Annotated in this window: 10 protein-coding genes; 1 reads left to right on the top strand and 9 read right to left on the bottom strand. The window is 39.2% G+C overall.

Annotation, left to right across the window (positions count from 1 at the left end):
• Window positions 1-44: 44 nt before the first annotated feature.
• The 7 genes from sohB to J580_RS13325 all read right to left on the bottom strand — a co-directional run bounded on the left by sohB (window position 45) and on the right by J580_RS13325 (window position 9,695).
• Complete coding sequence (sohB, locus tag J580_RS13355; RefSeq protein ID WP_005067965.1) at window positions 45-1,007, bottom strand: protease SohB; 963 nt, start codon at window positions 1,005-1,007, stop codon at window positions 45-47.
• A 148-nt stretch (window positions 1,008-1,155) separates the two neighbouring features.
• Window positions 1,156-2,058, bottom strand: a complete 903-nt coding sequence (gene pstB, locus J580_RS13350; protein ID WP_032004490.1) for a phosphate ABC transporter ATP-binding protein PstB — start codon at window positions 2,056-2,058, stop codon at window positions 1,156-1,158.
• 13 nt (window positions 2,059-2,071) lie between these two features.
• Window positions 2,072-3,469, bottom strand: a complete 1,398-nt coding sequence (gene pstA, locus J580_RS13345; protein ID WP_032004488.1) for a phosphate ABC transporter permease PstA — start codon at window positions 3,467-3,469, stop codon at window positions 2,072-2,074.
• A complete protein-coding gene (pstC, locus tag J580_RS13340; protein ID WP_032004486.1) occupies window positions 3,466-4,845 on the bottom strand; it encodes a phosphate ABC transporter permease subunit PstC in 1,380 nt (459 codons plus the stop codon). Before pstC ends, pstA begins: the two co-directional genes overlap by 4 nt.
• A 99-nt stretch (window positions 4,846-4,944) precedes the next feature.
• Complete coding sequence (locus tag J580_RS13335; RefSeq protein ID WP_002118975.1) at window positions 4,945-5,976, bottom strand: substrate-binding domain-containing protein; 1,032 nt, start codon at window positions 5,974-5,976, stop codon at window positions 4,945-4,947.
• A gap of 477 nt (window positions 5,977-6,453) precedes the next feature.
• Window positions 6,454-7,833: an amino acid permease gene (locus J580_RS13330; protein ID WP_032004485.1), complete on the bottom strand. Its 1,380-nt coding sequence runs from the start codon at window positions 7,831-7,833 to the stop codon at window positions 6,454-6,456.
• A 140-nt stretch (window positions 7,834-7,973) separates the two neighbouring features.
• Complete coding sequence (locus J580_RS13325) at window positions 7,974-9,695, bottom strand: alpha-keto acid decarboxylase family protein (protein WP_032004484.1); 1,722 nt, start codon at window positions 9,693-9,695, stop codon at window positions 7,974-7,976.
• Between the two features lie 134 nt (window positions 9,696-9,829).
• On the opposite strand from J580_RS13325, the gene J580_RS13320 reads away from it, so the two are divergent.
• On the top strand, window positions 9,830-10,315 hold the full coding sequence (locus tag J580_RS13320) for an Lrp/AsnC family transcriptional regulator (RefSeq protein WP_004700117.1): 486 nt from the start codon (window positions 9,830-9,832) through the stop codon (window positions 10,313-10,315).
• A gap of 71 nt (window positions 10,316-10,386) precedes the next feature.
• Here the strand turns inward: J580_RS13320 and J580_RS13315 are convergent, their stop codons facing one another.
• Window positions 10,387-11,817, bottom strand: coding sequence for an aldehyde dehydrogenase family protein (locus J580_RS13315; protein WP_032004483.1), 1,431 nt, complete (start codon window positions 11,815-11,817; stop codon window positions 10,387-10,389).
• A 285-nt stretch (window positions 11,818-12,102) separates the two neighbouring features.
• Window positions 12,103-13,635, bottom strand: coding sequence for a pyridoxal phosphate-dependent decarboxylase family protein (locus J580_RS13310; RefSeq protein WP_032004482.1), 1,533 nt, complete (start codon window positions 13,633-13,635; stop codon window positions 12,103-12,105).
• Between the last annotated feature and the right edge of the window lie 2 nt (window positions 13,636-13,637).

Genomic DNA, 13,637 nt, shown 5'->3' with positions numbered 1-13,637 from the left:
CAGCATTTAAGCTGGTCTTTTTATAACATTTGAATTATATAAACTTATAGTTTTGGATCACGTACCTGTACAAGCGTGGTGTTCGCTTTTGCTAGGCTTTCCATGACTTTGCCGATTACAGTAGGAATCAAACTATCGGCCATTTGCGCTGCTTGTAAACCCAGCTTTTCACCTAAAGTCGCTTTCTTACGTGTATTAATGACATACACATCATGTTGCGGCAATAAAGCTAATAAATACTCATCAGATGTTTGTAATTTATCAACAAGGTTAAGATCTAGCGCATCTTCACCATACCAATGTTCACCTGTCGCCACTTTATCGACATTAAGCTGTGGGCGATATTTTTCTACAAAGTGCTTAAATAAAACATGAGTTTGTTGCAGCTCTTCTTCGAACTTGGCTTTACCTTCAGGCGTATTTTCACCAAACATGGTTACCGTACGCTTATACTGCCCTGCTGTGTAAAGCTCAAAATCCACATTGTGTTCTTTTAAAAGACGATTAAAGTTTGGAACTTGAGCAACCACACCAATTGAACCCACAATAGCAAACGGCGCTGCAATAATTTCATTTGCAATACATGCCATCATATAGCCACCACTTGCAGCGACTTTATCCACACAAATCGTTAAATGAAAACCTGCATCGCGTAAACGCACCAACTGAGCTGCTGCTAGACCATAACCATGCACCATACCACCTGGGCTTTCCAGACGAACTACAATACGATCACGTCCAGCTTTAGCAGTTGCTAAAATCAGGGTAATTTCTTCACGCAAGTTTTCAACTGCCGAAGCTTGAATATCACCTTTGAAATCTAAAACAAAAATCTTCTGATTATTTTTACGGCGAATTTTAGCTTCTTTAGCAAGTTGTTGAGCTAATTGTAAAAGTTCTAAACGGCTTGCCGTAGTTTGCGCAATTTTTTTTCTCTGTTCATTGACACGTGCATTTAAATGGCTGACACGTATTTCCGCAGGGAGTTTAGGCAAATGGAATAACATAAAATTCTAAGCTCATAAGTTTATCTTTATAGCCTTAAGATGTGGTCCTTTTGATTAAAATTCAATAGCGATTTTGCAAAATAGAGTCATTTTCATTTATAAAATAAAAAAAAGAGCACATGGCTCTTTTTCTTTTATTGTTTACTAATCAACCGAAGCGACCAGTAATATACGCTTCCGTTAACTGATGGTCAGGTTGAGTAAAGACTTTTTCAGTTGAGTTGACTTCAATTAAATCACCTAAATGGAAATAAGCAGTACGATCAGAAACACGTGCCGCTTGTTGCATTGAGTGAGTCACAATCACAATTGTGTATTGATTCGACAATTCAGAAATAAGTTCTTCTACTTTTGCCGTTGCAATTGGATCGAGTGCAGAACACGGCTCATCCATTAAAATCACTTCAGGACTAACAGCAATGGTACGTGCAATACATAAACGTTGTTGCTGACCACCTGATAAACCTGTACCTGGTTGGTTCAAACGGTCTTTAACCTCATCCCACAAACCAGCTTTACGTAAGCTATTTTCAACAATTTCTTCAAGGTCATATTTATCACGCGCTAAACCGTGAAGTTTAGGCCCATAAGCCACGTTGTCAAAAATAGATTTAGGGAATGGGTTTGGCTTTTGGAACACCATACCAACCTGAGCACGCAATAATACAACGTCTAGATTTGGATCATAAATATTGTGGTTATCGAGGGTAATTTTACCTGTTACGCGGCAACCATCAATCGTATCGTTCATACGGTTTAAGGTACGAAGAAACGTTGATTTACCACAACCTGAAGGACCAATAAATGCGATCACTTCATTTTGGTAAATATCTAGGTCAATACCCTTGATAGCTTCAAAATCACCATAATAAACATGGGCATCTTGTGCACTAATCTTGATTTCGGTTGAGTTCTGCTTTTTTGAAGTATGTGGTTCAAAATGCGAAACATACGAAGTGCCATGATTCAGCGGTTTATCTGTAAATTGCGATTGTTCAGTATTCACTAACTTATCCTTTTCTAAGGAATTCGTAATATCAATAGTATTCATGATTTATCCTCTATTACCAACGCACTTCGAACTTTTTACGTAACCAAATTGCAAGACTGTTTAAACCAATCATTAATGCAAGTAGTACGATAATCGCAGCGGCAGTACGGCCTTCGAAGAAGTTACGCAACTCATTACCTTGCCATAAGTAAACTTGGACAGGTAAAGCAGTTGCTTGATCAAATGGAGTTGATGGAATACTTGCAACGAATGCACTCATCCCGATTAAAAGTAAAGGTGCGGTTTCACCAAGTGCATGGGCAACCCCAATAATTGCACCTGTCATAATGCCTGGTAATGCCAACGGTAAAACATGATGGAAAATCGTTTGGAACTTAGAAGCTCCCAAACCAAGTGCTGCTTGTCGAATAGAAGGTGGCACTGCTTTTAATGAAGCACGCGTGGTAATAATCACTGTTGGTAGTGTCATTAAGCTTAAAACCAAACCACCCACCAGCGGAGCTGATAAAGGCAAATGCATCCAGCCAATGAAGATTGCAGCACCAAGTAAACCAAATACGATAGAAGGAACAGCAGCAAGGTTATTAATATTTACTTCAATAATGTCGGTAAGAACATTTTTTGGAGCAAACTCTTCGAGATAAATTGCGCTGGCAACACCGATTGGAATCGCAATGATGATCACGATGAGCATCATGAACAATGAACCCATGAATGCACCTGCAAGACCACTAATTGCTGGTGAGCTACGTGAGTCAGGGTTCTTAAATAAGTTCAAGTTAAATGTACTTTCAAGAACGCCTTTTGCTTTTAAGTCATCGGCAAGCTTACGCACTTCTGGATCGAGTTGTTGCTGATCATCTGGTAATGAACGATCAATATTACCTTTTAACCAAACATCGACGTTTGCATCACCTAAGAAGGTAATATTTTCTTTTTTACCAATGAGTGATGGATCTGCAAAAACCATATCACGTAGGCGATAAGCTTCCGAGCTTGCATATAAGCTGCTCAGATAGTCACGTTGTGATGCAAGTGCAGGATCTTTAGCAATCATTCCATTTACAATGATGCCATCCCAATCGACCATACCCATTTTAGTTTGCCAATCAACATAACGTTCTTGGTAATGTGCAGGTGTTTCACCTTGAGTACGTACAGGTACTGGGCCTGCATCAATCACTTTAGGGTCAAAGTAAATTGGAACATTCATACTGGTTTGCCAAAAAGCAGGTAAACCTTTTGCCAAGATACTACCGAACAAGAGAGCAACGAAAGCAAGACCAATAATGACTGCCGAGAAACCCGCAAAACGGAAAGCTTTTTCTTTGCGATGACGTTTAGCCAAAGATTTTTCAATAACCTGTTTACGTCGTTCACGTGTTTCGGCAGCAGTTTTCGGATCAAATACGTTCTGATCCATAGGAGACGATGTATTTGATGTACTCATTCGTATTGCTCACGGTATTTACGCACAATGTACAGTGCTACAATATTTAATCCCAAGGTAATAACAAATAGTGTTAAACCTAGCGCGAATGCAACCAATGCTTGTGGACTTGAGAAGTCTGTATCTCCAGTCAACTGTTTTACAATAGTTACTGTCACTGTCGAAACAGCTTCAAATGGATTTGCGTGTAAAAGTGGACTGTTCCCTGCTGCTAAAACCACAATCATGGTTTCCCCAACAGCGCGAGAGACTGCCAATAAGAAAGCGCCTGTAATACCCGGTAAAGCTGCTGGTAATACAACTTGACGGATTGTTTCAGACTTAGTCGCACCAAGTCCTAAAGAACCGTCACGTAGTGCGCGCGGGACTTGAGTAATAATGTCATCAGACAAAGATGAAACAAACGGGATAATCATAATTCCCATTACAAAGCCAGCAGTTAAAGCACTCGTCGCATTAATCTCTAAACCAATATATGCACCCGCTGCTTTAAAGAATGGTCCAATAATCATCATGGCAAATACACCATAAACAATTGTTGGAATACCAGCTAAGACTTCAATTGTTGGTTTTGCCCATGAGCGGAACCATGGTGAAGCATATTCAGCTAAATAAATTGCGATCATTAATCCAACTGGTACAGCAACGAGTAGAGCGATACCACTAACCATGAGCGTACCCCATAGCAATGGTAATAAACCATAACTGCCTTCAGCATTACCAGAAGTACTAAAGCCCGGATTCCATTCTGTACCAAAGAAAAAGTCCATTGGACTGACAAAACGGAAGAAGTGCATTGCTTCACCAAACATCGACATTACGATACCGATGGTTGTCAAAATCGCAACACCAGAACATAAAATCAAACCAACATTAATGGCACGTTCAACTTGGTTACGAGCACGATATTGTTGGCTGATTTTTTTCTTTGCCCAAACCAACCCCAATAAAGCAGCACAAATTACAACAGCAAATTTGGCAAAAGAGCCAATGGTTTGAAATTTTGCAAACTGTTGAGCAGCAGCTAATTCGTAGGCTGCCGGTTTATCGCTTACCCCAAAACCTGAAGCAATTGATTGAACACGATCAACCAATACACTTCTACCCGCTTCATCAAGAGAAGCACTTACAGACGCCGGAATATTATTAAAAATAATATGATTTAAAATACTTGGTTCAACCAAGTTCCAAATGATCAAAATTAAAAAAGCAGGGATACCGCACCAAAGACCAACCAGTGCGCCATAATAACCAGGACGAGAATGTAACGTCGCCGAGTTGCTTCCCTTACCTGCTATGTTACGGCTCTTTCTCAGCCCAAGTTGATATGCAATTGCCACGAGGGCTAACAACACACCGATAAGTAGCAGATTCATGTACTCTCCACTGTTTTCTCAATTGTCATAATTTGGAAAAACAAGTTAGACAAAAAGGCTGATGAACTCTTAAGATCACCAGCCTTCATTCAAACTAACTTATTTAACAGTTTTACCTGCTTTAAAGTCAGCCAAAACTTTTGCACGTTCAGCATCAGACATCGCGATTAAACCATCACGTTCAGCTTTAGAACCTTTACCAGTTGCTTTCTTGCTTACGAAATATTCTACATATTGCGGTAAGCCTTTAACTGATTTTAAGTGTTCGCCTTTCACGTAGAAGTACAATGGGCGAGATACAGGGTATGTACCATTCAATACTGTCTTCTCAGATGGAACAACGTTGTTTACTGTTGCCACACGTAACTTGTCACGGTTCATGTCATAGAAACTTAAACCGAACACGCCTACTGCGCTTGGAGAAGTCTTTAAGCGAGCCAATGTTTCTGTATAGTCGCCAGCGATTTCAATTACACGGCCATCTTTACGGAAAGTAGAACATGCTTTCTTCTGAGCATCTTTATCTAAGCTCTTGAAGTATTCATATGCTTCACAACCAGCTTCAACCATTTTCTCTTGGAAAACTTCACGAGTACCGTGGTTAGATGCAGGGATTACAAGCGTAATCGGTTCATTTGGAAGTGTTTTATCAATTTGATTCCAGTTTGTATATGGGTTTGGAACCAATTTACCTTTTGATGGTAACTGTGCAGCTAAAGCAGCAAACACATGGTAAGGTTTTAATTTATAAGCTGCTTTGTGTGAGTTAGACGCGAATACAATACCGTCATAACCGATTTTGATTTCTTGAATTTGTTTTACACCAGCTTTGTTACAAGCTTCGATTTCAGTGCTTTTAATTTTACGAGAAGCGTTAGCAACGTCGATCGTGTTATCGCCAACACCTTGACAGAATTGTTTCAAACCAGCAGAAGAACCGCCAGAACCAACTACAGGAGTTTTAAATTGAGGGAAAGTATTACCAAACTCTTCAGCTACAACGCTGGCAAATGGTAATACAGTTGAAGAACCAGCAATTTGAATCGTATCACGAGCTGCATTTGCAGTCGTTGTTACAGCTGCCCCAGTTACTGCTAACGCAATTGCGATTTGACGTGGATTTAAGCGCATTCTGTTCTCTCTCATTAATGCAATAGGTTGTACGTCACTTTTTGTTGAGTGCTTGTACGCTCTTCGATAGCTGCATTGTGAATAGAAAATATGACAATTAAGTTACAGTATGATGACGCTTTAATGATTTCGATATTGTTAACTGTCACATTAATATTTTTTATGTACTATCAATTAGTTATTTTAAATATAGAGATTATTTTACCCTCTCTATCAATCTATATTATGACATTAACTAAAAATATTAAATTTTTATTTTTTATAAAATATAAAAACAAAATGTATTATAAATATATTAAAAAACGGTAATTTAGTGATTTATTAATTTTATTATTTAAATATTTTCTGTCATTAAAATTATTATTAAAAATTTCTAGAAAAAAACAATTTCTTTGTAACATGAAAATAATATGACAAGAGATAAAGGGTTACCAACCTTAAGGCTGATAACCGCAATATCATTGTCAATTTAAAGGATCAATTCGATTGTACTTCTGGCAGAACAACTATTTTTTTACGATATTTTAAGAAGTACATCACAGCTAAAACAGCAAGCCAGATTGGTCCTAAAATAACTGCCAATCTCATATCTGGAGTCATTGCCATAATAATAAGAATAAAGCATACAAAGCTAATGGTTAAGTAATTACTCCATGGACTCATAATACTTTGGAACTTAGTTTGACGTTTTTGCAATTTCATTGCTTTAGTAAATTTCAAATGCGTCACTGAAATCATGAGCCAGTTAATGACAAGTGCAGCCACCACAAGCATCATGAAGAGCTGAAAAGCTTGACCAGGAATCAGATAATTCACGACCACACATATTGCTGTAATAGATGCAGAAACAACTGCTGCTGGAACCGGAATACCGCGACTGTTTACTTTTTTCAAAATTGCAGGAGCATTACCCTGCTCTGCCAAACCATGCAACATACGGCTATTACAATAGATACAGCTGTTATAAACTGAAATAGCAGCAATCAAGACCACAAAGTTCAGAACGTTCGCAACACCGTTACTATTGAGTGACTGGAAAATCATAACAAATGGACTGCCGCCTTCTGCCACCATGTTCCATGGATAAAGACATAAAAGAATACCGATTGCACCGATATAAAAAATTAAAATACGGTACACAATCTGATTTACTGCTTTAGGAATAGTCATTTCAGGTTTCTTCGTTTCAGCTGCAGCAATACCAATTAATTCCAATCCGCCAAATGCAAACATAATGACAGCTAAAGCCATGACAAAACCGTGAATCCCGTGCGGGAAGAAACCACCGTGTTGCCATAAATTTGCAACACCCGCTTGCGGACCTGCTGAGCCTGAAAGTAAAAGATAAGCACCGAAACCAATCATGCTTAAAATGGCAACAATTTTAATGCAGGAAAATAAGAACTCGGATTCCCCAAAAAAGCGAACATTTACCAAGTTAATGCCGTTAATTAAAATAAAGAAAAATAAAGCAGTCAGCCATGTCGGAATTTCAGGCCACCAAAACTGTATAAACGTCCCAATCGCACTCAATTCAGCCATACTGACGAGTACATATAATACCCAATAGTTCCAGCCAGACATAAAACCCGCCATTTTGCCCCAATATTTGTTCGCAAAATAACTAAAAGAACCACTGACCGGCTCTTCAACAACCATTTCACCTAAATGGCGCATAATTAAAAAGGCAATAATTCCTGCAATTGCATATCCTAATAAAATTGAAGGACCAGCCAATTTAATTGTTTGTGAAAGACCTAAGAATAATCCTGTACCAATCGCCCCTCCGAGTGCGATGAGTTGAATATGCCGATTGGATAAGCCTTGTTTTAACTCGTGCTTATTGTTTGCATCCATAACATTATCTCCAATGTTGGTGTCACTTCCTGTACACCTTTATTCAGCACCATATCCGAAGGCCAGAACCCGACCTTCGGAAATAAGTAGCTTTAATATGAGTCCATTTAATTTTTGAGAAGACTTGTCCTGTCTTCTATTTAAAAAGAGATTGCATCCTTACATTTAATCGGTTGGGAACGCTCCTTTAAAATTTCGTAACCGCGATCACCGTAGTCAAAACGAGCAATCACAGAAGCAAATTTTTTCAAACTTACCGGTGCATCCATTGCTGGTAGTTTCAATTCAATAAAGGTTAATTGATCATTTTGCTGAACGTTGTCTAAAACGCTCTTCAGCTGTCCAGCAGTCTCAACCACATAAGTTGTATGGCCTTTTTTACCGTTAAATACCGCTGGAATTTCAGTGTATTTCCAGTTTTGCACATCGTTATAGGCAGCGTTTTCACCCATAATTAAACGTTCAATGGTGTAGCCGCCGTTGTTCAGCAAGAAAATAATTGGTTTTAAACCATGACGAATAATCGTAGAAAGCTCTTGTACCGTAAGCTGGAATGAACCATCACCAATAAATAGAATTTGACGACGTTCAGGAGCAGCCAACAAACTACCAAGCAAAGCCGGTAAGGTGTAGCCAATAGAACCCCAAAGCGGCTGAGCAATATATTTAGCTGTGGCAGGAAGTTTTATTCCTGACAAAGCAGAGTTTGATGTCCCCACTTCACCAATAATCACATCATCTTCTTTTAAGAACCCTGAAATGTAATTCCAAAGCACATCTTGGCTTAGCTTTTGCTGAGCTGGAGCTTCAATTACTTTCTGTGGTTGTTTTTCAAGAAGAGGTATTGTCGATTTACGTGGCGCAACTTTTTTATTTAGCTCGACAAGTAATTGTCCAATTTCAATACCCGGAAAATCCTGACCAAAAATATTAAAGCCATAAGATTTAATTTCGATGTAGTTCTTGGTCTCAATTTGATGCGTAAATACAGCTGAGCCTACATCGGTAAAGCGCGCGCCAACACCAATTAAACAGTCAGATTGTTCAATGATATTTTTTACATGCGGTTGGCTTGCCCCACCCACATAAGTTCCGATGTAACGAGGTGAGCCTTCATCCATAATATTTTTTGCAGTATTCATGCCTGCAAATGGAATTGAGCATTTTTGAGACAAATCATTTAAAAGTGAAGTTACACCAAAAACTGAAGCTTCATTATCTATTAAAAGCGCTGGACTTTGAGCATTCTCAATAATGTCACAGAGTTTGTTTACCACACTTTGTAATAATTCAGGTTCAACAGCTGGGTAGCTTAAGTCGAGCGGACGCTCAGATACTTCAATTTTAACGTGAGTAATATCGCCTGGTAGTTGAATGTGCACAGGACGGCGTTCAAGAAAACACTGACGTAATACACGGTCAATTTCAAAGGCTGCATTTGCTGGAGTTAAACGTGTTTGGGCAACTGTGAACTCTTTCATACAGTTCATAATATTGTCGTAGTTACCATCGACAAGCGTGTGATGTATTAGTGTGCCCTTTTGAACTGCATGTAAAGGCGGAATACCTGAGATATGAATAAGAGGTACATTTTCTGCATAGGCACCTGCAATACCATTAATCGCACTTAAGTCACCTACACCATAAGTGGTTGCCAAGGCAGAAAAACCGTTAATTCGTGCATAACCGTCTGCTGCATAGGCAGCATTTAATTCATTACAATTTCCAATAAATTCGAGTTGTGGGTCTGCTTCAACTTGTTCTAGATATGAGAGGTTAAAATCACCAGGTACTCCAAAAAGATGTTGGATACCCATTTGTTTTAAACGAAGATTTAAAAAGTCACCGATTTCTATGAACATTGCTCTATATCCTTTGAGACCAATTTTTATTCCATAGAAAAATAATATTTCATCTATCTTTTAGATTTCGTGCATAATGAAAACGCATTTTAATAAAAATACATGATTTGTGTATCATAAAAGGATTTTATGCAATGGATAAGTTCGACTGGCAAATCATTCAGGCACTACAAAAGAATGGACGGCTCACCAATCAGGAAATAGGAGATTTAATTGGTTTATCTGCTTCACAATGTTCAAGAAGAAGGCAGCTACTTGAGCAAAAAGGCATAATTCTAGGCTACACGGCACGCATCCAGCAGCAGGCACTAGGCCTAGAAGTTACAGCAATGATTCATATTAATTTAAGGACACACGAAGCAAAATCACAGCAGGCTTTTCAAGAGCTCATTGAAGCTGAAGACAATATTCAGGATGCATTTTCAATTAGTGGTGATGCAGATTTTATTTTAAAAGTCGTTGCTGAAAATTTAGAACAGCTTTCTCAATTTGTGACTGAAAGATTACTTTCTTATAATTTTATTGGTCATATAAAGTCTTACATCGTTCTTAAAAAAATTAAAGAACAGAATCATTTTTTAATCAAACCTAAAAGCATGAGCTATCATCACTCTCAATAAACTAACTCAGCTTTTCACTCTTAAAAGTGAAAATAAAAAGGCGGATACTAGATCCGCCTTAAAATTAATATTTAGACTTTACTAATATGGACAGTTTGTCCAATCGTATTTTCAAGCAAGCCTTCCAGACCAAATTCAGCACCTAGACCAGACATTTTCCAGCCACCAAAAGGTGCATGAGGCAGAACCTCCGCATGGGTATTAATCCAAACAGTACCACATTGAAGCTGACTAGCGTAAGTCTGAGCGGCTTGAATATCTGACGACCAGATTGAACCACCCAAACCAAACTCACTGTCATTGGCACGAGCAATAGCATCGTTGATATCAGTATATTTTAAAACAGGCAACACTGGTCCAAATTGCTCTTCTTGCACCACGCGGCAAGAATCAGAAACTTCAGTCAAAATAGTTGGTGCAATAAAGTAGCCCTGCTCTGGTAGCTGCTGTTGCCCAGAAAGTGCTTTTGCTCCTTGAGAAATCGCATCGGCAATAAGTGCCTTCACTTTGTTATATTGCATTTGGTTTTGTACTGGACCAAATGTTGTAGAAGATGCCATGCCGTCACCCACAACTTGGGCGTTGGCAATATCAGCTAACTTTTGAGATAAAGCTTCATATTGGCTTTCATGCACATATAGACGTTTTAATGCCGCGCATGTTTGGCCTGCATTTAAGAACGCCATGTTAAAAATCTTAGCTGCAATTTCATCGATATTTGCATCTGGCAATACAATACCCGCATCATTACCACCCAACTCTAAAGTTAAGTGTTTTAGCTGCTGAGCTGCCCCAGCCATAATGTGCTGGCCTGTTCGAGTTGATCCCGTAAACACAACTTTTTGTACATCTGGATGAGAAGATAATGCTTCACCAATCTCACCAGCACCAACCACAATCGAAATTACACCAGCAGGAACTTCTTGCTGAATGATTTCACATAAACGCAAAGTCGATAGTGGTGTGTATTCAGAAGGTTTGCTAATCACAACGTTACCCGCACGCAATGCAGGCATGATATGCCAAACCGCAATCATGAGAGGCCAGTTCCATGGTGTAATTGAAGCCACTACACCTAATGGTTGACGATGGCGCTCAATACGCTTGGTTTCACTGTCTTCAATTACTTCTATAGGTAAATCCATCGCAGCCGCATAACGCGTCCAGCCAATTGCGCCCTGCACTTCCATTTGAGCAAGTGCGAGTGGCTTACCTTGTTCAAGCACAACCAACTCTGCGAGCATTTCAGCGTGCTTTTCAATACCATCAGCAATCTTGTTTAAGATTGACTTACGCTCATCATGGGAAACTTGTTGCCAAGCTTTAGATGCTTGTTTAGCTGCACTCACTGCCTGATTTACCTGCGCAACCGATGCTTTTGCACAACGTGCAGCAGTTAAGCCAGTAGCAGGGTTAAGAATTTCTAGTTCACCTTGTTCACCTGAACAAAGTTGACCACCAATAATGAGTTTAAATTCATTGAGCATATTCGCTTGTTGCATTTCTTCTTCCTTGTCTTAATTGTAATTACAGCCACTTACTTTTTTCAGTTAAAGCGGGATTATTTAAAGTGAGTACGATATTGATATATCAATGCGACCCAAAATATCGGGAACATACCAATACAATAAGAAATTTGCTCCCCATAAATCATGCATAATTATTTTTGTTTTGTGAAAATATGCATGATTTGTGCATGTATTCTTTTCTTCATACACAATTCAAATAAAAACAATCTGCAATAAAAAAGCCCGGTAATAAACCGAGCTTTTTTGTTATCAACTCAATTAGTCGATTGGTGGTACATAGTTACCAGAAGCAATTGCATCTTTAATGCGGTCAGCTTCAGCCAATACTTGACCTAAAAGGTTTTTAACGTTTTCAAATGTCACAACAGGGCTTAATGTTGTCATTTTCAATGACTGTACATTACCAACTTTTGTTACACCGATATTTGCCTCACCACGTGCAAACAATTCGTCTGCTACGTTTTGGTTCAAGCTATCGATAAACTCAGCTGGGTAGCCTTGTGGAACAACGCGGAACAATACCGAAGCAAACTGTGGTTCAACTAAAAGTTCTAAACCGTCAGTTGCCTTGATGTAATCTGCAACTTCACGAGTCAGTTTTACACCATGGTCAATCATTGAACCATAAAGGTCTTCACCTAGTGATTCGATTGTCATCCACAATTTCAATGCATCAAAACGACGAGTCGTTTGTAACGACTTAGACACAAGGTTTGGTACACCATGCTCTTCGTCATAAGCAGAGTTCAAGTATTCAGCTTCGTAGTGCATGAAACGATAGTTCGCTTCATCTTTCAACAAGAACGCGCCACAGCTAATGCTTTGGAAATAATGCTTATGGAAGTCGAGAGTAATTGAGTCAGACAACTCAATACCATCAAGCATTGCACGATAGTCATTTGACAGAATTAATGCACCGCCCCATGCCGCATCGATATGCATCCATGAACCATATTTATTGGTAGTTTCACGGATTTTCTTCAATGGGTCAATTGCACCGGCATCAGTCGTACCTGCTGTCGCAACGACACAAGCAACAACTTTACCTTCAGACTGAAGATGCGCCATCGTTTTTTCGAGAGCATCTACATCCATCTGTGCATTTTCATTCACAGGAACAGTCACAACTGACTGGAAACCCATGCCCATCATTGCCATGTTCTTTTGCACAGAAAAATGTGCATTTTCAGAACAAATGACTTTGACATTTTTCATTGCATCGGCAGGAATACCATCACGCTGTACAGACCATGGGTTACCATTTTCGTCTTTCCAGTTTTTCGAGATGCACCAGTCACGAGCAAGTAACACACCCATCAAGTTAGATTGAGTACCACCAGAAGTGAAAACACCTGCTTGACCAGAACCATAACCTACTTTTTGACGCAACCAATCAATGAGCTGAACTTCCATTAATGAACCCGCTGGGCTTTGATCCCATGAGTCCATAGACTGGTTAGTTGCATTGATTAACACTTCCGCGATCTGACTCATCACCATGGTTGGGCAGTGTAAATGTGCTAATGAATGTGGATGGTGTACTTTCAAGCTTTTATTCAAGAAAAGCTCAATCATACGTTGAAGAGATTCTTGTACACCCATACCTTCTTTTGAAGGTTGGAAAGAAATTGCTGAACGCAATTCTTTAATGCTACCACCAGTGTACATCTTTTCATTTTGCAACCATGCTGAAACGGCTTTTACCGCTTCGCCCATTGCTGACTCATAGTCAGCAATGGATTGTGCATCATTGCAGAGTAACGCTTTACGATGTTCTGCAAAATCCACCATAC

The organism is Acinetobacter sp. 1542444 (genome assembly GCF_000581835.1).
In the GTDB taxonomy this organism is placed as follows: Bacteria; Pseudomonadota; Gammaproteobacteria; order Pseudomonadales; family Moraxellaceae; genus Acinetobacter; species Acinetobacter pittii.
This window is presented reverse-complemented; position numbering and strand designations above follow the sequence as displayed.